The organism is Albimonas marina, from assembly GCF_029223255.1.
GTDB lineage: Bacteria > Pseudomonadota > Alphaproteobacteria > Rhodobacterales > Rhodobacteraceae > Albimonas.
In genome coordinates this window covers 731,251-752,422 of the sequence record NZ_JARHUC010000001.1, presented here as the reverse complement: position 1 = coordinate 752,422, position 21,172 = coordinate 731,251, and the positions used below count along the sequence as shown (strand labels likewise).

Annotated in this window: 20 protein-coding genes, 1 tRNA gene and 1 pseudogene; 10 read left to right on the top strand and 12 right to left on the bottom strand. The window is 73.3% G+C overall.

The features are described from left to right. Positions 1–16: 16 nt before the first annotated feature. Positions 17–343 (bottom strand): DUF6477 family protein, encoded by a 327-nt coding sequence (locus P2H44_RS03290; protein WP_275761983.1) that lies wholly within the window; start codon positions 341–343, stop codon positions 17–19. A gap of 221 nt (positions 344–564) precedes the next feature. On the opposite strand from P2H44_RS03290, the gene P2H44_RS03285 reads away from it, so the two are divergent. Beyond that, positions 565–1,845, top strand: coding sequence for a DUF6456 domain-containing protein (locus P2H44_RS03285; RefSeq protein WP_275761982.1), 1,281 nt, complete (start codon positions 565–567; stop codon positions 1,843–1,845). Between the two features lie 211 nt (positions 1,846–2,056). Continuing rightward, on the top strand, positions 2,057–2,671 hold the full coding sequence (locus P2H44_RS03280; protein WP_275761981.1) for a hypothetical protein: 615 nt from the start codon (positions 2,057–2,059) through the stop codon (positions 2,669–2,671). A 145-nt stretch (positions 2,672–2,816) separates the two neighbouring features. Here P2H44_RS03280 and tpiA read toward each other — a convergent pair whose 3' ends face one another. From tpiA to P2H44_RS03265, 3 genes are all read right to left on the bottom strand, one after another. After that, positions 2,817–3,560 carry a triose-phosphate isomerase gene (gene tpiA, locus P2H44_RS03275; protein ID WP_275761980.1) on the bottom strand — a complete coding sequence of 248 codons (744 nt, stop codon included), beginning with the start codon at positions 3,558–3,560 and terminating at the stop codon, positions 2,817–2,819. A gap of 139 nt (positions 3,561–3,699) precedes the next feature. Then, positions 3,700–4,038, bottom strand: a complete 339-nt coding sequence (locus P2H44_RS03270) for a TfoX/Sxy family protein (protein ID WP_275761979.1) — start codon at positions 4,036–4,038, stop codon at positions 3,700–3,702. 2 nt (positions 4,039–4,040) lie between these two features. Further along, the gene (locus tag P2H44_RS03265) at positions 4,041–4,397 is read right to left on the bottom strand and encodes a HesB/IscA family protein (protein WP_275761978.1); all 357 of its coding nucleotides are present in this window, start codon (positions 4,395–4,397) and stop codon (positions 4,041–4,043) included. Between the two features lie 155 nt (positions 4,398–4,552). Here P2H44_RS03265 and chrA point away from each other — a divergent pair, with 155 nt between their 5' ends. Next, positions 4,553–5,845 (top strand): chromate efflux transporter, encoded by a 1,293-nt coding sequence (gene chrA / locus P2H44_RS03260; protein WP_275761977.1) that lies wholly within the window; start codon positions 4,553–4,555, stop codon positions 5,843–5,845. A gap of 84 nt (positions 5,846–5,929) precedes the next feature. On the opposite strand, the gene P2H44_RS03255 is transcribed toward chrA, so the two are convergent. Then, on the bottom strand, positions 5,930–6,295 hold the full coding sequence (locus tag P2H44_RS03255; protein ID WP_275761976.1) for an SUF system Fe-S cluster assembly protein: 366 nt from the start codon (positions 6,293–6,295) through the stop codon (positions 5,930–5,932). A 204-nt stretch (positions 6,296–6,499) separates the two neighbouring features. On the opposite strand from P2H44_RS03255, the gene P2H44_RS03250 reads away from it, so the two are divergent. Both P2H44_RS03250 and tgt read left to right on the top strand, forming a co-directional pair. Next, the gene (locus tag P2H44_RS03250) at positions 6,500–7,789 is read left to right on the top strand and encodes a calcium-binding protein (protein WP_275761975.1); all 1,290 of its coding nucleotides are present in this window, start codon (positions 6,500–6,502) and stop codon (positions 7,787–7,789) included. A 151-nt stretch (positions 7,790–7,940) separates the two neighbouring features. Then, a complete protein-coding gene (gene tgt, locus P2H44_RS03245; RefSeq protein ID WP_275761974.1) occupies positions 7,941–9,071 on the top strand; it encodes a tRNA guanosine(34) transglycosylase Tgt in 1,131 nt (376 codons plus the stop codon). Between the two features lie 352 nt (positions 9,072–9,423). Here tgt and P2H44_RS03240 read toward each other — a convergent pair whose 3' ends face one another. The 3 genes from P2H44_RS03240 to P2H44_RS03230 all read right to left on the bottom strand — a co-directional run bounded on the left by P2H44_RS03240 (position 9,424) and on the right by P2H44_RS03230 (position 13,104). Beyond that, positions 9,424–10,326, bottom strand: coding sequence for a methylated-DNA--[protein]-cysteine S-methyltransferase (locus P2H44_RS03240; protein ID WP_462976252.1), 903 nt, complete (start codon positions 10,324–10,326; stop codon positions 9,424–9,426). Between the two features lie 70 nt (positions 10,327–10,396). Further along, positions 10,397–11,872, bottom strand: a complete 1,476-nt coding sequence (locus P2H44_RS03235; RefSeq protein ID WP_275761973.1) for a UdgX family uracil-DNA binding protein — start codon at positions 11,870–11,872, stop codon at positions 10,397–10,399. After that, complete coding sequence (locus tag P2H44_RS03230; RefSeq protein ID WP_275762104.1) at positions 11,869–13,104, bottom strand: putative DNA modification/repair radical SAM protein; 1,236 nt, start codon at positions 13,102–13,104, stop codon at positions 11,869–11,871. Before P2H44_RS03230 ends, P2H44_RS03235 begins: the two co-directional genes overlap by 4 nt. Positions 13,105–13,252: 148 nt before the next feature. Here P2H44_RS03230 and nth point away from each other — a divergent pair. Further along, a pseudogene (nth, locus tag P2H44_RS03225) lies at positions 13,253–13,891 on the top strand (endonuclease III); the annotation flags it as partial. Between the two features lie 116 nt (positions 13,892–14,007). Next, complete coding sequence (locus P2H44_RS03220; RefSeq protein WP_275761971.1) at positions 14,008–15,009, top strand: adenosine kinase; 1,002 nt, start codon at positions 14,008–14,010, stop codon at positions 15,007–15,009. On the opposite strand, the gene P2H44_RS03215 is transcribed toward P2H44_RS03220, so the two are convergent. Beyond that, on the bottom strand, positions 14,975–15,856 hold the full coding sequence (locus P2H44_RS03215) for a hypothetical protein (protein ID WP_275761970.1): 882 nt from the start codon (positions 15,854–15,856) through the stop codon (positions 14,975–14,977). The genes P2H44_RS03220 and P2H44_RS03215 overlap by 35 nt on opposite strands. 234 nt (positions 15,857–16,090) lie before the next feature. On the opposite strand from P2H44_RS03215, the gene P2H44_RS03210 reads away from it, so the two are divergent. Then, positions 16,091–17,203 carry an AI-2E family transporter gene (locus P2H44_RS03210; RefSeq protein ID WP_275761969.1) on the top strand — a complete coding sequence of 371 codons (1,113 nt, stop codon included), beginning with the start codon at positions 16,091–16,093 and terminating at the stop codon, positions 17,201–17,203. Between the two features lie 4 nt (positions 17,204–17,207). Next, positions 17,208–17,876 (top strand): potassium channel family protein, encoded by a 669-nt coding sequence (locus tag P2H44_RS03205; protein WP_275761968.1) that lies wholly within the window; start codon positions 17,208–17,210, stop codon positions 17,874–17,876. Here the strand turns inward: P2H44_RS03205 and P2H44_RS03200 are convergent. Continuing rightward, complete coding sequence (locus P2H44_RS03200; protein ID WP_275761967.1) at positions 17,842–18,948, bottom strand: FUSC family protein; 1,107 nt, start codon at positions 18,946–18,948, stop codon at positions 17,842–17,844. The two genes, P2H44_RS03205 and P2H44_RS03200, sit on opposite strands and share 35 nt — an antisense overlap. After that, entirely contained in the window at positions 18,938–20,071 is a 1,134-nt protein-coding gene (locus P2H44_RS03195; protein ID WP_275761966.1) for an HlyD family secretion protein, read from the bottom strand. The genes P2H44_RS03200 and P2H44_RS03195 overlap by 11 nt, the downstream gene beginning before the upstream one ends. A gap of 191 nt (positions 20,072–20,262) precedes the next feature. Here P2H44_RS03195 and P2H44_RS03190 point away from each other — a divergent pair, with 191 nt between their 5' ends. Beyond that, positions 20,263–20,961 (top strand): Crp/Fnr family transcriptional regulator, encoded by a 699-nt coding sequence (locus tag P2H44_RS03190; RefSeq protein WP_275762103.1) that lies wholly within the window; start codon positions 20,263–20,265, stop codon positions 20,959–20,961. 39 nt (positions 20,962–21,000) lie between these two features. Here the strand turns inward: P2H44_RS03190 and P2H44_RS03185 are convergent. After that, a tRNA-Glu gene (locus P2H44_RS03185) sits at positions 21,001–21,076 on the bottom strand. Positions 21,077–21,172 lie beyond the last annotated feature (96 nt).

Below are 21,172 nucleotides of genomic sequence, written 5' to 3'. Positions count from 1 at the left end.
CGCCGGGTCGCGCGGCTCAGGCCGGCGCCGCCCGCTCGGCCAGCAGGGCCGACAGCAGCAGCACGTGGCGGCGCACCGAGTACTCGGGCGCATGGGCGCGTCGGCGCGCCTCGCAGGCCTGCTCCAGCTCCTCCAGCTTCGCGATCACCGCCTTCGGGCCGCGGCCGGCGTCGAACCCGGGCGCGGCGGCGCGCAGGTGCGTCTCCCGACGATAAAGCCGGGCGCCGGCGCGGGCCGCGCGCCACAGCAGGCGGGGCCGGCGGGGCGCCTCGGCGCCCTGCGCCGCGGGCGTGGCGAGGACGGGCTCGAAACCGGCGGGGTCGGGAAGAACGGCGTGCTTCATTTTCGCCTCCGTGGGTGAACGTCGAGGCCGATCTTCACCCCGTCCGGAGGGGCGTTGCGCGAAAGCGCGCCCCTGCGCGCGGACCATCCACACCCCGCCTGCGGGACAAACCCTTGCCGGCAAAGGCGGAAGCGGATCCGTCCACAGCCGCTTAACGCCTTGTTCAAGAATCAACCATAGCGTGAATTAACGTAAAATCGTTCACCTGACGGAATCACCCCATGCCCGCCGCAGATCCGTTGCACAGGTGCCGCGACCTCGCCGCGACCCGGTTGCCCGCCCGGGGCGCGGCCCTGCGGGCCGAGGACGCGGCCGTCTACCTCGCCCATGTCGCCTGCGGGGAGCCGCTGCGCCGCATCGCGGCGGCCTCGGGGCGTCACCCCTCCACGATCCTTCGCGCCGTCCGGCGCGTCGAGCAGCGGCGCGACGATCCCCTGTTCGACGATCTCCTGTCCGAGATCGAATCCGTCGCCCGCGCCCCCGGCGTCCCCGCGCCGCTTGCCAAGGAGACCGCGTTGCCACAGATCCACCATCCCCCCGCCGACGGGCTCGCCGCCGCCGCCGCGCCCGCGCTGGCCCGGGGCCGGAGCGGCCGAGACGCCCCCGAGCCCGCCTCCCGCATCGACGAGGAGGCCGTCGACAAGGAGGCCCGCCGCATCCTGCGCCGCCTGTGCGAGCCGCGCGCCTTCCTGGCGCTGGCCCGCGGGGCGCAGGTCGCCTGCGTATTCCGCAAGTCCGAGGACGCGCTGGTCACGCTCGCCCGCACGCCGCTGGAGATGGCCCGCGCCTTCGCCGCGCGCGACTGGATCGGCTGCGTGCACAGCGGCTCCTCGATGGCGCGCTACGAGATCACCTCGGCCGGCCGCTCCTGGCTGCGGCGCACCCTGGGCGAGGACGGCGACCAGCGCCGCCGCCGGGCCGAGCAGCCCTCCCCCCCGCCGGGCCTGGCCGAGGCGCCCTCGGTCTTCGCCCGCCAGCACCAGCTCCCCGGCAGCCGCCGGGTGGTCGAGGACGGGACCGCGCGCGACCTGGTGGTGAACCTCGGCGAGACGCCGCTGGGCTGGCTGGCCCGGCGCCGGGGCCCGGACGGCAAGGCCTTCCTCACCCCTTCCGAGATCGCCGCGGGCGAGCGCCTGCGCGAGGATTTCGAACGCGCCCAGATGGGCCCGCGCATCACCCAGGACTGGCGGCGCTTCCTCACCCCGGGCGAGCCCGGCCGCGGCGGCGGAAGCGAGCCCTCGGAGGGGCCCGCGACCGCCCGGCGCAAGGTGGCCGAGGCGCTGGCCGCGCTCGGCCCCGGGCTCAACGACGCCGTGCTGCGCGCCTGCTGCTTCCTCGAGGGGCTGGAGGCGACGGAGCGGCGGATGGGCTGGGCCGCGCGCTCGGGCAAGGTGGTGCTCAAGATCGCGCTGTCGCGCCTGGCCGAGCACTACGGATTCGCCCCCGCCGCCGCCGAGGCGCAGGCGGGCGGGACCGGCCGGAGCCGTCGCGGCGCCGCCTGAGGCGCGCCGCCGCCCCCGATCCGGCGGACGCCGCGCCCGCGGCGTCCGCCTTTTTGCGTGCACGCCCCGCCGCTTGGCCCGCAACCGAGGGGCGAGACGCTGCGCCGCACCGTCGCGATACGCGATCCGGGCGCGCCGATGTTGCATTGCACAATCGGCTGCCGTAGGATCACCCCGCAATGCAGCAAAGCAAAGGGACCGAGGTTTCGCGATGATGGCGGACTACAAGCTCGGCGTTTCGATCCTGAAGCGCGAGGACGAGAGCCTGAAGGACTACCTTCTCAGCTTCTCGCCCTTCGCGCCCTTCTTCGGCGTGCCCTATCGCTTCACGGCGGCGACCGGCTTCGACCCCTTCGCCTTCGTGCCCAAGCCCGCGACGGCGGAGCCGACCCCGGCGCCGGCCCCCAAGGCCCGCAAGCCCAAGGCGGCCCAGCCGGTCGAGGACGCGGTCGAGGCCGCGACGGCCCCCGCGAAGGCGGCGGCCGAGGTCGCGGCCACGGCGGCCGAGACCACGGCCGAGATCGTCGCCACGGCGGTGGATACCGCCGCCGAGACGGCGACGGAGATGACCGAGGCGGCCGCCGACGGCGCGCCCGCCCTGCTCTACGCGACCGCGCCGGCCGCGGCCGACGACCTCAAGCAGATCAAGGGGATCGGCCCGAAGCTCGAGCGCGAGCTGAACGGCATGGGCCTCTACACCTTCGCCCAGATGGCCTCGCTGACCGAGGCGAACCTGGAGTGGGTCGATCAGAACCTGACCGCCTTCCGCGGCCGCTCGGTCCGCGACGACTGGGTGGGCCAGGCCAGCGCCCTGCTGGGCAGCTGAACCGAACGCCAGCGAACGCTGGGGGTGCCTTGAGATCGAAACGGGCCGCGGGGATGGGACCCCGCGGCCCGTTTCCGTTCCGCCTCGGAGGATTGATCGTCCCGCGCCCCGGGCGCCTGGCCCGGAACGCGTGTTCGCGGGCGCCTCAGCCCGCGGCGGCGACGATCCCGGCGAAATCGGCGGCCTTCAGGCTCGCGCCCCCGACCAGCCCGCCGTCGACGTCGGCCAGCCCGAAGATCTCGGCCGCGTTGCCCGGCTTCACCGAGCCGCCGTAGAGCAGGCGCATCCCGTCGGCCTCGGCGCCGAACCGCTCTTTCAGGCGGGCGCGCATGTGGGAGTGCATCTCGGCGATGTCGTCGTTCGACGGGGTGCGGCCGGTGCCGATGGCCCAGACCGGCTCGTAGGCGATCACGGTGTTCGCCGCCGTCGCGCCGTCGGGCAGCGAGCCCGCGAGCTGGCCGCCCACCACCGACAGCGCCTCGCCGGCGTCGCGCTGGGCCTCGGTCTCGCCCACGCAGACGATGGCGACCAGGTCCGCGGCCCAGGCGGCCTCGGTCTTGGCGCGCACGTCCGCGTCGCTCTCGCCATGGTCGGCGCGCCGCTCGGAATGGCCGAGGATCACGTAGGCCGCGCCGGCGTCCTTGAGCATCGCGGCCGAAACGTCGCCGGTGTGCGCGCCGCTCTCCTTCGCGTGGCAGTCCTGGCCGCCCACGGCCACGGCCGAGCCCGCGGCCCGCTGGGCCATCGGGGCCAGCAGCGTGGCGGGCGGGCAGATCAGCACGTCGCAGCCCGGGGTCGGGCACGCGGCGACGAGCGCGTCGATCTCGGCGAGCTGGGCGGCGAGCCCGTTCATCTTCCAGTTCCCGGCGGCGAGCTTGCGGCGGCCCATGACCTCTCCCGTTCGTGATGGATCCCAGTGCTCAGGGACCTAGCGCAGCCGGGGCCCATGAGAAAGGCCGCGCGGCGCCGCGGGCGGCGATGCAGGAGGGGGAAACGGAGACGGGGACGCCCGGACGTCGGGCCCGGGCTCAGCCCCGCTGGGCCGCGCGCGCGATGTCGAGCGAGCGGGAGGCCCACATGCAGGCCTCCTCCGGATCGTCGAGACCGTCCTCGGGGATGCGCCAGTAGCCCATGGTCCGGGCGGCGCCGTCGCGCGTGTAGGTGAAGGGGGTCGAGCCGCCGGCCCGCAGCGCGCTGGCCAGCACGCCCTCGGCCTTGAGATAGATCTCGTCGTCGCGCCCGATCAGCGCGAACATCACCCCGTCGCAGTAGATGCCGGCGCCGCCGAACATCGCCTTGACCGAAATCTCGCCGAGCTGGCCGAACATGTCGCTCGCCCAGTCGGCGAGGTCCGGATTGACGGCCATGTTCAGGCGTTCCCGAATTTCACCGACTCGCCGCAGCCGCAGCTCTCGGTCACGTTGGGGTTGTTGAACACGAAGCCCGATTCGAGCAGCGAGGTCCGGTAGTCGATCTCGGTCCCGAACAGGAACATCTGCGCCATCGGGGCGATCATCACCCGGGCGCCGTCCTGCTCGACCACCTCGTCGTTGGGCTCGGGCGCGGCGGCGAAGTCCATGGTGTATTCCATGCCCGCGCAGCCGCCCTTGCGCACGCCGATGCGCAGGCCCGCCGCGCCGTCGGAGGCCTTGGACATCAGCTTGCGCACATGCGCCGCCGCCGCGGGGGTCAGCGTCACGGGGGATTTGCCGGGAATGCCGAACATGGACGTCTCCTCGAACAACGCTTGGAATCTACCGGTCGCGGGACGTCGCCGCAAGGCGACGCGCCGACGCGCCGGCGGCCGTCATCGAAGCGTCATTGGACGCTCCGCCCGCCCGATGCATGTATGCGCGGCACGCCGCCGATGAAAGGGCCCCCATGCCGAGCGCCGATCCGACGCCGCCGCCCCGCCCGGACGGGACCCGGCCGCCCCCCGCCGCGCCGGAGGCCGGGGCGCGCCCGGAGACGCCCGCCGCCCCCCGCCCGGCCGGCTCCGCCGCCGAGGTCTTCGCGGCGTTCCTGCGCCTGGGCCTGACCAGCTTCGGCGGCCCCGTCGCCCACCTGGGCTATTTCCGCGAGGCGCTGGTGCGCCGCCGCGGCTGGGTGGACGAGGCCGCCTATGCCGAGCTCGTGGCGCTGTGCCAGTTCCTGCCCGGCCCGGCGTCGAGCCAGGTGGGCCTCGCGCTGGGGATGCTGCGCGCGGGCCTGCCGGGGGCGCTGGCGGCCTGGGCGGCCTTCACCCTGCCCTCGGCCCTGGCGCTGGCGGCCTTCGCGGCGGGCGTCGGGGCGCTGGATGCGGCGGGCGCCGGCTGGCTGGCGGGCGTGAAGGCCGCGGCCGTGGCGGTGGTGGCCCAGGCCGCGCTGGGGATGGGGCGCACGCTCGCCCCCGACCGGGCGCGCCAGGCGCTGGCGGCGGCGGCCGCGGCGCTGGCGCTGCTGGCGCCGGGCGTGGCGGGGCAGCTCGGCGCCATCGCGGTGGGGGCGCTCGCCGGTCTCGCGGCGGGCCGGGGCTGGGCCGCCCCCCCGGCGGAACCGGAGGCGGGCGCCCTCCCCGCCCCCCTGTCGCGCGCCGCCGGCGCCGCCTGCCTCGTCCTCGCGGCGCTCCTGCTGGCGCTGCTGCCGCTGGCGGCGGGGCTGGGCCCGCTCGCCGCCCATGCCGACGCCTTCTACCGCGCCGGCGCGCTGGTCTTCGGAGGCGGGCACGTCGTGCTGCCGCTGCTGGAGGCGGAGACGGTCGGGCGCGGCTGGCTGGACGCCGAGACCTTCGTGGCCGGCTACGGCGCGGCGCAGGCCGTGCCGGGGCCGCTCTTCGCCTTCGCCGCCTTCCTGGGCCAGGCCTCGGGCGGCGCGGGCGCCGCGGCGGTCAGCCTGGTCGCGATCTTCCTGCCGGGCGCGGTGCTGGCGATCGGCGTCCTGCCGTTCTGGGCCGGCCTGCGCGCCCGTCCCGGCGCCCGGGCGGCGCTGGCGGGGGTGAACGCGGCGGTGGTGGGGCTGCTGCTCGCCGCCCTCTACGACCCGGTCTTCGCCCGCGGCGCGGCCGAGCCCGCGGGCTTCGTCATCGCCCTCGCCGCCTGGCTGGCGCTGGGGCCGTGGCGGATCTCCCCGCCGCTGGTGGTGCTGGGCGCGGCCGGGCTGGGCCAGGCCGCCGGCTGGGCGGGGCTGCTGGGCTGAACGCGGCGCAGGCCCCCGGACACGCAGGCCCCCGGACACGCAGGCCCCCGGACACGAAGCGGGGGGCCGCGGCCCCCCCGATCGTCACATGAAGCCCAACTCCAGCTTGGCCTCGTCCGAGAGCATGTCCATGCCCCAGGGCGGGTCCCAGACGAGCTGGACGTTCACCGTCTTCACGCCGGCGATCGGCTCGACCGCGTCGGCGACCCAGCCCGGCATCTCGCCCGCCACCGGGCAGCCCGGCGCGGTCAGGGTCATGTCGATCTCGACGTTGTTCTCGTCGTCCACGGCGATCCGGTAGACCAGCCCGAGGTCGTAGATGTTCACCGGAATCTCGGGGTCGTAGACGGTGCGGATCCCCTCGACGATGGAATCATAGAGGGGATGCTCGGTCGTCGAAGGGCCGACGAGCGGCTCGCCCTCGACCGGCGGATCGCTTTGAAGGGTCATTGTCGGCGGCTCCATGAGGCTTGGGCCGCAACATAGGAAATCGGTTGCGGTCGGTAAAGGAGGGCGCGCAAGCGCGTGGCGCCGCGCGCCGAGCCGTGCGATCTTACGCAGCGGAAGTTCTCTCCGGAGGGCGGCAGGCCGGGTGCGCGAGGTCCCGGTCGGCGCGTCCCTGCGCGGCGGAGGAGGGTCCAGGGGAGAGGTCCCATGGCGGTGATCAGAACGACCGACAGCGTCGGCGCCGGCGTGCGCGAAACGGTGGCGGCGTCCGACGAGTTTTTCCTGTCCGAGGGGGCGACCGTCGCCTCGACCAACGACAACGCGATCGAGGCGGGGGGCATCTACGCCTCGATCTTCGTGGCGGGCGAGGTCTTCGCCGACCAGTACGCCGTCAACTTCGGAACCTGGAACACCGGCTCGCTGGCGGTGATGGAGGGCGGGCGGCTGTCCGGGGGCTTCGGCGGCGTCCGCTCGCTGGGAACCTACATCTCGGTCGTCAACGCCGGCCATATCCACGGCGAGTCGACCGGCCTGACCCACCAGACCGGCCAGGGATTCCGGCTGACGAACACCGGCCAGATCACCTCGAACACCAACGACGGCGTCGCGATCGACTCGGCCAACGCCCGGATCGACAACTACGGGACCATCGCCACCAGCTCGGTCGGCAACGCCACCGGCGGCGTGGACCTCTACGACCAGAGCGATTCCTCCTCGCTGCTGCAGCTGCGCAACCATGGCTCCATCTCGGCCGGCAGCGGCTTCGGCGTGCAGATGAGCGGCAGCGCCGCGACGCTGGTGATGAACACCGGGCTGATCGTGGGCCTGGTGCGGATCTACGACTCGGACGACCGGCTGCTGAATTCGGGGACCATCGAGGGGACCATCGACCTGCGCGACGGGTTCGACCTGCTGCGCAACAACGGCGGGTCGATCTTCGGCGACGTCTTCACCGGCGAGTCGGCGGACACGGTGCGCAACCGCGGCGGCGCGATCTGGGGCGACCTGGACCTGGGCGCGGGCAACGACGTCTACCGCGGCCAGGCCGACGGCGTGGTCGACGGGCTCGTCTCCGGCAAGGAGGGCAACGACACCCTGGTCGGCGGCGAGGGCGCGGACGATTTCGTGGGCGGCGACGGCTTCGACACCCTGCGCGGCAAGGGCGGCGACGACATCCTGCGCGGCGGCGCCGGCAAGGACACCATCGTGGGCGGCGGCGGCGACGACGAGATGACCGGCGGCTCGCTGTCGGACCTGTTCGTGATCGGCAAGAAGAGCGGCGACGACACGGTCACCGACTTCGAGAACGAGATCGACGTGGTGGACCTGACCCGCCTGTCGATCACCGGCGCCGGCAAGGTCGCCCAGGTCCAGGCGGCGGCGCACGACGTCGCCGGCGGCTCGATCATCGACCTCGACGCGCTGGGGGGCTCCGGCTCGCTGGAGCTGCAGGGGCTGTTCGTGGCCCAGTACGGGGGCGCCGAATTCATCTTCTGAGGGGCCGCGCCGAGGAGCGCGCGATGGCCGGACGCAACGGCCGTCTGCACGCGCGTCTGCACGGATCGTGCACGTCGCCCGCGGCCCCCACGTCTGGCCAGAATCCCCCTCCGGCGCTAAGAGGCGCCCTTCCGACGCCCCGGAGGACCCCATGGCCAGCGGCATCCGCTTCGACATCCACGCCCGCGACGGCCGCGCCCGCCGCGGCACGCTGACGACCCCGCGGGGCGAGATCCGCACCCCCGCCTTCATGCCCGTCGGCACCGCCGCCACGGTGAAGGCGATGCTGCCGTCGTCCGTGCGCGAGACGGGCGCGGACATCCTGCTGGGCAACACCTACCACCTGATGTTGCGCCCGGGCGCCGAGCGCATCCACAACCTGGGCGGCCTGCACCGGTTCATGGACTGGGAGCGGCCGATCCTGACCGACTCGGGCGGGTTCCAGGTGATGAGCCTGTCGGAGCTGCGCAAGCTGACCGAGGAAGGCGTGCGCTTCCGCTCCCATGTCGACGGGTCGGAGCACATGCTGACGCCCGAGCGCTCGATGGAGATCCAGCGCCTGCTGGGCTCGGACATCGTGATGTGCTTCGACGAATGCCCCGCCCTGCCCGCCGACCGCCCCCGCATCGAGGACTCCATGCGCATGTCGATGCGCTGGGCCCAGCGCTCGCGCGACGCCTTCGGCGACCGGCCGGGCCATGCCCTCTTCGGCATCCAGCAGGGCGGCCTGGAAGAGGACCTGCGCGGCGAGAGCGCCGAGGCGCTGGCCGGCATCGGTTTCGACGGCTACGCCATCGGCGGCCTCGCGGTCGGCGAGGGGCAGGAGGCGATGTTCGCCTGCCTCGACTACGCGCCCGGCCAGCTGCCCGACGACAAGCCCCGCTACCTGATGGGCGTCGGCAAGCCCGACGACATCGTGGGCGCCGTGCAACGCGGCGTGGACATGTTCGACTGCGTGCTGCCCTCGCGCTCCGGCCGCACGGGGCAGGCGCTGACCCGCTTCGGGGCGGTGAACCTGAAGAACGCCCGCCACCGCGACGACCCTCGGCCGCTGGACCCGGAGTGCGCCTGCCCCTGCTGCACGCGCTACTCGCGCGCCTACCTGCACCACGTGATGCGGGCGGGGGAGATCATCTCCTCGATGCTGCTGACCTGGCACAACCTCCACTACTACCAGGAGCTGATGCAGGGGCTGCGCGCCGCGGTCGAGGCCGGCGAGCTGGACGCCTTCGCCGCCGCCTTCCATGCGCGGCGCGCGGAAGGGGACGTGCCGCCGCTCTGATCCGGGGCGGAGCGCAAGGGGGCGGTCTACAGGCGCCCTGCGGGCGGGCTTGGCTGGGTCCGCGTTTGTTGGAACGCCGGGAAGGATCGGCGACCGGGGGAGCCTCCGGCGGGCTCCTGACTCACCCAAGAACAAAGCGCCCGCGCCTGTTCTCCGGAGCCGTCTCTCGCTGATGGATGCCTGAGCGACTCGGCCCCCGGGGTCAAGGACGAGCCGGCTTCGCCGGTCGCCTGCGGCGATCCTTGACCCCGGGGGCCGAGTCGCTCTTTACGGCATCCGCGAGAGACGGCTCCGGAGAACAGGCGCTCCCGGGGCGCGTGGGGCCGGGGGCGCCTGGGGCGGGCGGAGGGCGTCAGGCGGCGTCGCGGCCTTTCTCGAGCTCGGCGGTCTCCCAGGCGAGCATGGCGCGCTTGACGCCGAGGCCCCAGTGATAGCCGCCCAGCGCCCCGCCCTTGCGGAGCGCCCGATGGCAGGGGATCAGCCAGCTGACGGGGTTCTTGCCGACCGCGGTGCCCACCGCGCGGACGGCCCCGGGGTTGCCGATGGCGCGGGCGAGGTCCGAGTAGGTGGTCACGTGGCCGGGGGGGACGGCCAGAAGCGCCTCCCAGACCTTCAGCTGGAAGGGGGCGCCGATGACCTGGAGAGGGGCCTCGCCGCGGCGGCGGAAGGCGGCCTCGATCCAGGAGGCGAGCGCGGCTGGGTCCTCGACCAGCGTCGCGTTGGGCCAGCGGGCGGCCATGTCGGCGAAGGCGACCTCGCGGCCGACCTCGGCCGAGAAGGCGAGGCCGGTCAGGCCGCGGTCGCCGCCGAAGGCCAGCGCCTCGCCGAAGGGGCCCTCGAACCAGCCCCAGCGCAGGGTCAGGCCTTCGCCCCCGCGGGCGTATTCGCCGGGCGTCATCGCCTCCCACCGCACGAAGAGGTCGTGGAGGCGGCCCGGGGAGCTGAGACCGGTCGCGTAGGTCGCATCCAGCACCGTGTGCCGCTCCCGCAGCAGCGCCCGCGCGTGATCCAGCGTCAGCCATTGCAGGTAGCGCTTGGGGCTGACGCCCACCCAGCGGGTGAACAGCTTCTGGAAATGCGCGGGCGAGAGGCCCATGCGGGCGGCCAGCGCCTCGAGCGAGGGGTGGTCGGCGGCCTGGTCCTCGATCAGCTCGATGGCGGCGGCCATCAGGTCGTAGGTGAAGCGATCGGCGGAGTCGGGGCGCTCGAAGCGCTCGGCGGCGGTCTCGGGAGGGGTCTGGAGCGCGGCGGTCATGGGTCTCTCCTCGTCTGGGACCCAATCTACGCCGCGGGGCGGGCGCGACCCACCCGAATCCTGCGCGGGTTCAGGCGACGCGGGCGACCGCCCGGCGAAGATCGTCGGCGAAGCGGGCGGTCTCGTCCTCGCGCTGCATGGCGTCGGGGAGGCGCAGGATCCAGCTGGGGTGGACGGTGACCAGCAGGGGCGCGCCGTCGGCGGTCTCCTCGAACCCGCCGCGGCGTTTGAGGAGGGCGCGGCGGTCGCCGGTCAGGCTCTCCAGCGCCGTGCCGCCCATGGCGACGATCAGCTTCGGCGAGACGATCTCGCGCTCCAGGTCCAGCCACCAGCGGCAGGGGTGGATCTCGGCGCGGTCGGGGTTCTGGTGCAGGCGGCGCTTGCCGCGGGGCGTGAACTTGAAGTGCTTGACCGCGTTGGTGATGTACGCCCGCGAGCGGTCGAGGCCCGCCGCCTGCGCCGCCCGGTCGAAGAGCTGGCCGGCGGGACCGACGAAGGGGCGGCCGGTGAGGTCCTCGCGGTCGCCGGGCTGCTCGCCGACCAGCATCAGGGGGGCGTCGGGCGGGCCCTCGCCGGGGACGGGCTGGGTGGCGCTCTCCCACAGGGGGCAGCGGCGGCAGGTCTCGAGCGCCTGCGCGAGGGCGGGAAGGGTCGCGGGGCGGTCGGGGCCGGGGACGGGGTCTTCCGGCAGCGCGAGCCGCTCGCGGATGCGGGCGGCGCGGGCGGGGGCGAGGGTGGGGGCGGCCTCGGCCATCTCGCGGGCGCGGGCCTGGGCGCCGGCGATCATCTCGGGGATCAGGGCGGCCTCGGGCAGGTTGCGCCAGTATTTCTTCGGCATCTCGGCCTGCATCGCCTTGGGCTTCAGGCGGGCGGGGTTGAAGATCGAGCGGAAGTAGGTGCGCCACAGGTCCTCGGCCGCGTCCTGCGGCAGGTCGGGGCGCGGGGGCGGGTCGGCGAGGCGCAGCTGGCCCCCCTCGAAATGGGCGGCGAGGTCGGGGGTGAAGATCGACCAGTCCATGTCGCCGAAGCGTTTGGCGAAGAAGGGGGCGGTGGGCTCCAGCGTGTAGTGCGAGGGTTCGAACCAGGCGGCGAAGCGGCGGCGGGGGGCGGCGGGGTCGCCGATCTCCCGGAAGCGGACGAAGGCGGTCATCTTGTGGCGGTCGCGGCGGACCTCCTTGGCCATCTTTTCCAGGCGCGCGACGGCGGGGTCGCCGCGGTCGGACATCAGGCCCTTGTCGGTGCGCAGGCGGTGAAGGAGGGCGTAGAGGCGGGCGAAACGCTCGGGGTCCGCATGCCAGACGACCCAGTCGGCCAGCGCCACGAAGGAGCGGGGGACGGTCATGGGAGAGGCGGGCGTCGAGGGCGCAGCGGCGGGAGACGCGGCGGCGGGCGAGCCCGCGAACAGGTCCGCCTCGGCTTCGCCCCGGCTCCAGGTCACGGCTTCGGGCGGCACGTTCTCGGCCAGCAGGGCCCGGGCCTGAACACGCCACGCGGCGGCCGTGCCGATGCGGGGCAACGCGACGTGTCGGGGGCCGGCGGAGGTCATAGCAGGGAAAGCTGCTCGGGCGGGGGCGCGAAGCGGGCGCGCAGGTCGGCGGCGTCCGACAGCGCCCGGGGGCGCCAGTCGAGCAGCGCGATGAAGGGGCGCGCGTGCTTGAGGTTCGCGCCCATGCGCTTGAGGTCGTCCCAGCGAAGCGTGCGGTGGCGGCGGGTGGCGAGGATCCGCCCCACCGTCTTGGTCCCCAGGCCGGGCACCCGCAGCAGCGTCTCGCGCTCCGCCCGGTTCACGTCCACCGGGAACAGGTGGCGGTTGGCCAGCGCCCAGGCGAGCTTGGGGTCGACCTCGAGGTCCAGGTTGCCGCCGGGCGCGGCCGAGGCGATCTCGTCCACGTCGAAGCCGTAGAAGCGCATCAGCCAGTCGGCCTGGTAGAGGCGATGCTCCCGCATCAGCGGCGGGCGGATCAGCGGCAGGGCCTTGGAGGCGTCGGGGATCGGCGAGAAGGCCGAGTAGTACACCCGCTTCAGCCCGTAGCTGGAATAGAGCCGGGTCGAGGTCGTCAGGATGGTGGCGTCGGTCGCCGCGTCCGCGCCCACGATCATCTGGGTGGACTGGCCGGCGGGGGCGAATTTCGGGCCGCGGCGGCCGGTGTGGGTCTTCTCGGACTTCTCCTCCTTCGTGGCGCGGACATGGGCCATGGCGCGGCGGATCCGCTGGGGCGATTTCTCCGGCGCGTAGGCCTTCACCGAGGGGTCGGTGGGGAGCTCGACGTTGATCGAGAGGCGGTCGGCGAAGAGGCCGGCCTGCTCGACCAGCCCCGGGTCGGCGTCGGGGATGGTCTTGAGGTGGATGTAGCCGCGGAAGCCATGTTCTTCGCGCAGGGATCGAGCGATGCGGACCATGTCGGACATGGTCTCGTCCGGGCTGCGGATGATGCCGGACGAGAGGAACAGCCCCTCGATGTAGTTGCGGCGGTAGAACTCGAGGGTCAACGAGACGACCTCCTCGGGCGTGAAGCGGGCGCGGGCGACGTTGGAGCTGACCCGGTTCACGCAATAGGCGCAGTCGTACATGCAGAAGTTGGTCATCAGGATCTTGAGCAGGCTGATGCACCGCCCGTCCGGCGCATAGGCGTGGCAGATCCCCGAGCCGGTGACCGACCCGATCCCCTTCCCGTCCCGGCTGTCGCGCTTCGCCCCCCTGCTGGAGGCGCAGGAGGCGTCGTATTTCGCGGCGTCCGAGAGGATCGCGAGCTTCTGGTCGAGGGTCAGGCGAGTCATGATGTTCACAATATGTTCCCGCCCTGCCCCGCTGCAACGGGGACCGCGGCGAGAATGTGAAAACGCCCTTCAAAACCGCGCCGAAACCGCCCGGCGCGGCGGTGGGGCGCGCTTGCCCCCGGGGGCCGTGCGGGGCAAGGTGCGCGCCATGACCGCCGCGCAGCTTCCCTACGCCTCCATGAAGGAGATCTTCCGCCGCTTCCACGAGGAATGCGCGGAACCCAAGGGCGAGCTCGAGCACGTCAACGCCTTCACCCTGCTGGTCGCCGTGGCGCTGTCCGCACAGGCGACCGACAAGGGGGTGAACAAGGCCACCCGCGCCCTGTTCCAGATCGCCGACACGCCGCAGAAGATGCTGGCGCTGGGCGAGGACGGCCTGATCGAGCACATCAAGACCATCGGCCTGTTCCGCAACAAGGCCAAGAACGTGATGAAGCTGAGCCGGCGCCTGATCGAGGAGTTCGGGGGCGAGGTCCCCTCCTCCCGCGCGGCGCTGGAATCCCTGCCGGGCGTGGGGCGCAAGACCGCCAACGTGGTGCTGAACATGTGGTTCGGCCAGCCGGCGCAGGCGGTGGACACGCATATCTTCCGGGTCGGCAACCGCTCGGGCATCGCGCCGGGCAAGGACGTGACGGTGGTGGAGCGCGCCATCGAGGACAACGTCCCCGCCGAATACCAGCGCCACGCCCATCACTGGCTGATCCTGCACGGCCGCTACGTCTGCACGGCGCGCAAGCCGAACTGCCCGACCTGCCTGATCCGGGACCTGTGCGCCTGGGACGAGAAGATCCCCGACGCCGCCCTGCCCGGCGCCCCCGCGCCGCAGGCCGCCGCGACGGTGGCGAAGGCGCCGAAGAAACCCCGCGCGACGCGCGCGAAACCCACGCCCCCCGAGGAGACCGCATGAGCGAGAAACGCTTCGACGTCGTCGGCATCGGCAACGCCATGGTCGACGTGCTGGGCCGCGTCACCGACGCCTTCCTGGAAGAGAACGGCGTGGGCAAGGGCGTGATGACCCTGATCGACGCGGACCGCGCCATCGAGCTCTATTCCAAGATGGGCCCGGCGCAGGAGATCTCGGGCGGCTCGGCGGCGAACACCATCGCGGGGCTGGGGATGCTGGGCGCGAAGGCCGCCTACGTGGGCAAGATCAAGGACGACCAGCTGGGCGCGATCTTCGCCCATGACATCCGCTCGCTCGGCGTCGCCTTCGACACGCCGATGACCCCGCGCGACCGGCTCGACGAGGAGACCGGGCGCTGCATGGTGCTGGTCTCGCCCGACGGCGAGCGGTCGATGAACACCTACCTCGGCGTCTCGGCCGACCTCGGCCCCGACGACATCGACGAAGCCCTGATGGCCGACGCCAAGTGGATCTACCTCGAGGGCTACCGCTTCGACGGGATGGAGAGCCAGGAGGCCTTCCGCAAGGCCATCGCGGCGACCAAGGCGGCGGGGGGCAAGGTCTCGATCACCCTCTCCGACCCGTTCTGCATCGAGCGTCACCGCGACGCCTTCCGCAAGATGGTGATCGAGGAGGTGGACCTGCTGTTCGCCAACGAGCACGAGCTGGTCAGCCTCTACCAGACCTCGACGCTCGAAGACGCGATGGACGAGGCCCGCAAGGAGGTCGAGATCGTGGCCTGCACCGTGGGCCCGGCCGGCGCCTACGTGCTGAAGGGCGAGCGCACGGTCCATGCGCCGGCCGCGCCGATGAAGCGGGTGGACGCGACCGGGGCGGGGGACCTGTTCGCGGCGGGCTTCCTCTATGGCCTGACGCGCGACCGCAACCTGCTGACCTGCGGGACCATGGGCTGCGTCTGCGCGGGGGAGGTGATCTCCCACATCGGCGCGCGGCCGGAGGAGAACCTCAAGGAGCTGTTCGCCCGCTTCGGCCTCGCCTGAGGCCCAGCGCGGCGCCCAGCGCCCCCAGCGCCCCCGCCATCAGCCACAGCGCGGCGGGGGCGGGGACGGGCTCCGGCAGGGCGGCGTATTCGGGGGTCGAGAACACGCAGCCCCCGGCGTTCCCGGTGCACAGGTCGGTCACCGCCAGCCGGCCGCCGTAGGCCGAGAAGTTCATCACCAGCCTCAGCGAGCCCACCGCGCCCAGGTCCGCGGGCGCGCCGCCCGTCCCCGCCGCGAGGTCCGCGAAGGGCAGGTCGAGACGCACCGCCTGCGGCGGGGTCGACGCGTCGAGCACCGGCCCGATCGACGCCTGCACGAAGCCGCCCGAGAAGGCGCTCCCCGCGCCGTGGACCTGGGCGGTGAACAGCAGGCCCGCGGGTCCGACCGGGTCGACGATCCCGCCCCAGAGCAGGGTTCCGAACAGGATGAAGCGGTCCGCGGCGCCCGCGTCGGTCAGGTCCACGTCCAGCCCGCCGGAGGGACCCGGCGCGCCGTAGTCGCCGTAGTCGTAGGTCAGCGCGGCGATGTTCTGCACCGCGCGCGTGGGCGGCAGCGCCGTGGTGGCCAGCGTCGCCATCTCCAGCGCGCCGCCGGTCCAGCTGTTGATCGCGATGCCGCCGAGCGCGTAGCTCTCCACCTCCCGCTCGTTCGCCAGCGCGGATGGGTCGGACCAGACCGAGACGCCGGGGGGATCCCCGTCGATCAGGCGCGAGAATTCCTGCGCCGGCGTGCCGTCGAACCCGTCGATCCACACCGCCTGCGCCGCCCCCGGCGCCAGCAGCGCCGCGGCCAGCGCGCCGGCGAGACCGCCCCGCAGGCGCCGTGCTCCGCTCGTGCCCATGGTCATCGCGCCGTCCCCGTCAGCCGCGCCGCCCGCCGGGCGCCGCCGTCCCCCCGGCGCTCCGCATGAGAATATGAGCATGAATACTTCCCTTACGGCAAGCGCGCGACGCTCCCGCGACAGTTGCATTCCGGAGACGGGCGCCCGCCGCGCGAACGCGCGGCTTCCCTAAACGCCCGACTGCGGCGAAACTGACGGGAAATTCCGCTCCCCGGAACGGCGTCCAGAAGGGACAGAGTCATGACCCACCCCGAAGATCCCGCGCGCCAGCGGGTGATCACGCTCTCGGTCGACGTCTTCGTGACCATCGGCATCCTCGCGCTGTTCATGGCGCTCAGCTTCACGCTGATCGCGCCCTTCGCCTCGATCCTGATCTGGTCGGTGATCCTGGCGGTGGCGCTGGCCCCGGCCTTCGACTGGCTGAACGGCAAGATGGGCGGCCGGCGCGGGCGCACCGCCACCCTGTTCGCGCTGCTGGGGCTGGTGATCATCATCGGACCGACGATCCTGATCGTGAACTCGCTGATCGACTCGGTCGGGGAGGCGGTGGCCCACCTGAGCGACGGCACCCTGAACCTGCCGACCCCGCCCGAATCCGTGCGCGACTGGCCGCTGGTCGGCGCCCGCCTCTACGAGCTGTGGCAGCAGGCGAGCGTCGACCTGCTGGCCCTCTCGGCCCAGTACGCGCCCAAGCTGCGCGAGATCGCGGCCACGATGGCCGGCGCCGGCGCCGGGCTGATCCTGGGCGTGCTGCAGTTCGCGCTGTCGGTGATCTTCGCGGCGGTGTTCCTCGCCTGGGCCGCGCCGCTGGCCGAGGCGACGGGGCGCGTGGCGGGCCGCATCTCGGGCCGCGGGCGGGCGATGACGGCGATGGCCTCGAAGACCATCCAGAACGTCTCGCGCGGGGTGATCGGCGTGGCGATCCTGCAGGGCGGCCTCGCGGCCGTGGGGATCATCGTCGCCGGCCTGCCGCTGGGCGGCTTCCTGGCGGCGGCCGCGGTGATGGCCTGCGTGATCCAGATGCCGCCGCTGGTGATCATTCCGCTGATCATCCTGGACTGGTCGATCAACCCCACGATGCACGCGGCGATCTTCACCGCCTACATGATCCCGGTGCTGTTCCTCGACAACGTGCTGAAGCCCATCCTGATGGCCCGCGGGCTGACCACGCCGATGGTCGTCATCATGATCGGCGTGATCGGGGGCACCCTCTCGATGGGGCTGCTGGGCCTGTTCATCGGCCCGGTCATCCTGGCCCTGTTCTACGAGATGGTGACCACCTGGATCGCCTTCGAGGCGAAGGGCCTGGACCCGGCCACCGGCGAGCCGACGACGCCCCAGCCGGCGGAGTGAGCGCGTGAAGGTCGGCCTCGCGCCCGCGGCCGAGCGCTGGCGCTACCGCTTCCTGCTGGGGCTGGCGGTGGCGCTGCTGCTGCTGCAGCCGGTCCTGCAGGGCGGGGCGCTGGGCGAGGCGGCGCTGGCCGCCCTGCTCGCGGCCACGGTGGCGGCGACGGGGCTGGTCACCCGCTCGGCCAGCGTGGCGCGGCCGCTGAAGCTCGCCACCCCGCTGCTGTGGCTGGCGCTGCACCTGCTCGCGAAGCTGACCGGCGCGCCGCTGGTCGGGGGGCTCGCCTTCGCGGCCTCGCTGTGGCTGGTCGCGCAGACCGTGTGGCTGACGGTCGAGGCGCTGGTGCGCGAGCGCAAGGCCGACGGCGACGCGCTGGCCGGGGCGATCTTCGGCTATTTCATGCTGGCGCTGACCTGGTCGCATCTCTACGCCGCGGCCCTGCTGCTGGACCCGGGCGCGATCTCGGTTCCCGGCGACGCGCCGCTGGGCTCGGACCTGGTCTATTTCAGCCTGGTGACCGTCACCACGCTGGGCTACGGCGACGTGCTGCCGGTCTCCCCCCTCGCGCGGATCCTGGCGGCGACCGAGGCGGTGATCGGCGCGCTCTACATCGCGGTGCTGATCGGGCGGATCGTCTCCGACCTCAAGCCCGGGACGCCGCCGCCCGGCGACGCGTGACGCGCAGCGCGACGGGCGCCAGCAGGCTGACCGCGCACAGCGTGTAGCCGGCGCCGACCGCGGTCTGCCACAGCCGCTCGACCGCCGCGACGTCGTCGCCGCCCAGCGTGGGCGAAAGCGTCATGCCGTAGAGCGCGAGGAAGGTGACGAAGCCCGGCATCCACACCTGCATGTGCCGCGGCCCTTTCGAGAGCTGCCAGGCGAAGAACATCGAGATCGTCGCGACCACCGCCACCGACAGCGCCGCCTGCGGGTGGAGCTGCGCGATCCCGTTCGCCGCCATCGCCGCCACGCCCCCTGCCGCGGTCCCCGCCAGACGGGTCAGCGAATCGCGCAGCGAGGCCGCCACCCCCGGCTGGCGCAGCATCGAGGAGCAGGTGAACAGCACCGGCATCGCCGCCACGCCCCCGTCCGCCGTCAGCCACATGTGCAGGGGCAGCATCACCATCGTGGCGAGCGCCGCGCGGAAGGCGGGCGCGACCACCGGGTCGCCCGCCGTCTCGGCCGCGGCCTGGGCGGGGGTCTCCTCCCCCTCCGCCGGCTCGACCGGGGCGGCGGCGGGCGGCGGCGGCGGGGCCGGAAAGACGGCGAAGGCCACGTAGACCGTCGCGGCGCCCGCCAGGATCGACATCAGCAGCGACAGCGCGATCCCCGCCGCCGCCTCGGTCGAGGCGGCCGAGAGCGCGCCCACCACGATGGTCATGGTCAGCGCCATCGCCCCCAGCGGCCCGGTCTTCGGATGCATCGCCAGCGCGAAGCACCACAGGTAGAGCACCCCCATCCCCAGCGGATAGGCGCCGGGGATCGAGACGGTGAAGGATGCGATCACCCAGGCCACCAGCGACGAGACGGCCGCCGCCCCGAACAGCATCGCCAGCAGCTTCGCCCCCGGCGGCTGCGGCGACAGGGCCAGGAGCTGCAGGGCGATCATCGGCGCGAGGATCGGCAGGTCCGCGCCGCGCAGCGCCTCGACCGCCAGCGCGCCGGTCACCGCGAAGCCCAGCCGCAGCCCCCGCGCCCGCAGCCGCGCGGCGGCGTGGGGATCGGCGGGGGCGGCGGCCTCAGGAGACATAGGTCAGGAACGAGATCAGCCGGATCCGCGCCCAGGCGATCGCGTCCATGATCGCGTTGTCGCCGGCGTAGACGATCACCGCGGCCCGGCTGCCGAAGCGCGCCCCGCGGGGCAGCTGGTCCATCTCGAAGCTCAGGATCACCGGGAAGCGCTGCGGGTCGGTCAGCCAGCCCTGCGCGGTGGTGGACTTGGGCAGGCCCGTCGCCGGGTCCTCAGCCTCGCCGGCCACGCCCCAGCCGACCGAGCGCACGGTCGCCTTGAACACCCGCCCCGGCAGGGCGTCGAGCACCACCTCCGCCGCCTGCCCCTGCGCGAGCACGCCCAGGCTGTTCTCGCGCATCGCGGCGCGCAGCCAGATGTCCTCGGCCGAGATGAAGGTCATCGACGCGGCGCCCGCGGTCACCGTCTGGCCGACGGCGAGCGAGAGGTTCGTCACCACCCCGCGCCCCGGCGCGGTCATCGAGGTCCGCTCGAGGTTGTAGCGCGCCGTCTCCAGCGCCGCGAGCGCGTCCTGGACGGCGGGGTTGCTCTCGCCCTCGGGCCCCAGCTGCTCCTGCGCGCGGCGCAGGTCGGCGGCGGCGGCCTGGACGGCGGCCTCCGCCTGCTCGATGGCCGAAATCGCCTGGTCCTCCCGCGCCTTGGCGTAGACGCCCTTGCGCACCAGTTCCATCACGCGCTCGGTCTGGGCGCGGACGTTCTGGGCGTTGGCGCGGGCGCGCTCGAGCTGGGCCTGCGCGGCGTCGACGGCGGCGGTGTTGGCGCCCACCGACTGGCCGGCCTGCTCCAGCCGGGCCTGGGCCTGCTGGACGGCGATCTCGAAGGGCTCGGGGTCGATCACGAACAGCTCCTCGCCGGCCTCGACCACCTGGTTGTCGACCACGCCCACCCGGGCGACGTGGCCGGTGACCTCCGGCGCCACGCGCAGCACGAAGGCCTGCACCCGCGCGTCGCCCGAGAACGGCGTGGTCCGGTCGGCGGCGACGAAATAGACGAACAGCACCACCGCCACGCCCAGCGCCCACAGCGTGACCCGGCGCAGCCCCGCCAGCCCGTCGCGCTTCGCCGCGGCCTCCGGCCCGGCCCCGGCGCCGGTCTCGGCGGGCTCGTCGCTGGTCTGGGTCATGGCGGCGTCCTCCGGCGTTTCCTTTGCGGAATCCTAGCCGACGGCGCCGATCCGCGGAAAGCCTTTGCAGTCGTCGGCGGCGTGTCCGCAAGGCCCGAACCTGCGCCGGCCCGTTGACGCAAGGTCCGCGTTCATCCGCGGGTCACCTCGCCCCTGACAGAGGTGGCGGCACGGAGGATCCGCGATTGGCCATGATGGATTTCATGCTCGACGACCAGGTGCTGTCCGGCGCGGGCTTCGGCGGCGTGTTCGTCTACCTGCTGGCCTATGCGCTGCTGCAGGCGGGCGTGGTCCGCGGCAGCAGCTATTTCTACGCCGGCATGAACATCGCCGCCGCCAGCCTGGTGCTGGTCGGCCTGACGGTGGACTTCAACCCCTCCGCCGCGCTGATCCAGGTCTCCTTCATCGCCATCAGCCTGTTCGGCATGGCGCGCCTGGCGATCGATAGCCGGTCGATCCGATTCACGGAGGAGGAGCGGCGCCTGCTGGACGACGCCTTCCCCGACATGCCCCCGCGGCTCGCCCGCCGCCTGCTGAACGCCGGCGCCTGGCTGGAGATGCAGCGGGGCGAGCGGCTGACCGAGCAGGGCGCCCCGGTGCGCACGCTCTTCTGGATCTCCTCGGGCGAGGCGCTGGTGAACGCCGGCGGCGCGCTGGTGCGCATGGGCCCCGGCGGGCTGGTGGGGGAGATGCGGGTGCTGACCGCGGGCCCCGCCACCGCGACGGTCGAGCTCATCGCCCCCTCCCGCCTGTTCCTGATCCCCGGCGCCACGCTGCAGCGCATGACCCGCCGCGACGCCGACTTCCGCATCGCGCTCGAGACCGGCATGACCCGCGACATCGGCCGCAAGCTGGTGGAGGCGAACGCACGGCTCGCCGCCGCGCGCTGATCGCGGCCGCGCGTCGGATCAATGGAGCTGGGAGGGAGGTGGTACGCCCTACGGGACTCGAACCCGTGTTTCCGCCGTGAAAGGGCGGCGTCCTAGACCGCTAGACGAAGGGCGCTCCGGGGGCGTCTTTAAGGGGGGCGGATCGGGATGACAAGAGGGGGCGGCGACCGCAGGCGGGAGATTTGGCCGCGGGGGCGCGGAAGCCCCGGGC

Coding starts and splice junctions, on each gene's coding strand:
- tgt (WP_275761974.1), top strand. CDS start 7,941: ATGGCCAGCGGCATCCGCTTCGACATCCACGCCCGCGACGGCCGCGCC.
- P2H44_RS03280 (WP_275761981.1), top strand. CDS start 2,057: ATGATGGCGGACTACAAGCTCGGCGTTTCGATCCTGAAGCGCGAGGAC.
- P2H44_RS03195 (WP_275761966.1), bottom strand. CDS start 20,071: ATGACCCAGACCAGCGACGAGCCCGCCGAGACCGGCGCCGGGGCCGGG.
- P2H44_RS03270 (WP_275761979.1), bottom strand. CDS start 4,038: ATGGCCGTCAATCCGGACCTCGCCGACTGGGCGAGCGACATGTTCGGC.
- P2H44_RS03210 (WP_275761969.1), top strand. CDS start 16,091: ATGACCCACCCCGAAGATCCCGCGCGCCAGCGGGTGATCACGCTCTCG.
- P2H44_RS03290 (WP_275761983.1), bottom strand. CDS start 343: ATGAAGCACGCCGTTCTTCCCGACCCCGCCGGTTTCGAGCCCGTCCTC.
- P2H44_RS03255 (WP_275761976.1), bottom strand. CDS start 6,295: ATGACCCTTCAAAGCGATCCGCCGGTCGAGGGCGAGCCGCTCGTCGGC.
- P2H44_RS03285 (WP_275761982.1), top strand. CDS start 565: ATGCCCGCCGCAGATCCGTTGCACAGGTGCCGCGACCTCGCCGCGACC.
- P2H44_RS03235 (WP_275761973.1), bottom strand. CDS start 11,872: ATGACCTCCGCCGGCCCCCGACACGTCGCGTTGCCCCGCATCGGCACG.
- P2H44_RS03215 (WP_275761970.1), bottom strand. CDS start 15,856: ATGACCATGGGCACGAGCGGAGCACGGCGCCTGCGGGGCGGTCTCGCC.
- P2H44_RS03265 (WP_275761978.1), bottom strand. CDS start 4,397: ATGTTCGGCATTCCCGGCAAATCCCCCGTGACGCTGACCCCCGCGGCG.
- P2H44_RS03240 (WP_462976252.1), bottom strand. CDS start 10,326: ATGACCGCCGCGCTCCAGACCCCTCCCGAGACCGCCGCCGAGCGCTTC.
- P2H44_RS03200 (WP_275761967.1), bottom strand. CDS start 18,948: ATGTCTCCTGAGGCCGCCGCCCCCGCCGATCCCCACGCCGCCGCGCGG.
- tpiA (WP_275761980.1), bottom strand. CDS start 3,560: ATGGGCCGCCGCAAGCTCGCCGCCGGGAACTGGAAGATGAACGGGCTC.
- P2H44_RS03230 (WP_275762104.1), bottom strand. CDS start 13,104: ATGACTCGCCTGACCCTCGACCAGAAGCTCGCGATCCTCTCGGACGCC.
- P2H44_RS03250 (WP_275761975.1), top strand. CDS start 6,500: ATGGCGGTGATCAGAACGACCGACAGCGTCGGCGCCGGCGTGCGCGAA.
- P2H44_RS03220 (WP_275761971.1), top strand. CDS start 14,008: ATGAGCGAGAAACGCTTCGACGTCGTCGGCATCGGCAACGCCATGGTC.
- P2H44_RS03190 (WP_275762103.1), top strand. CDS start 20,263: ATGATGGATTTCATGCTCGACGACCAGGTGCTGTCCGGCGCGGGCTTC.
- chrA (WP_275761977.1), top strand. CDS start 4,553: ATGCCGAGCGCCGATCCGACGCCGCCGCCCCGCCCGGACGGGACCCGG.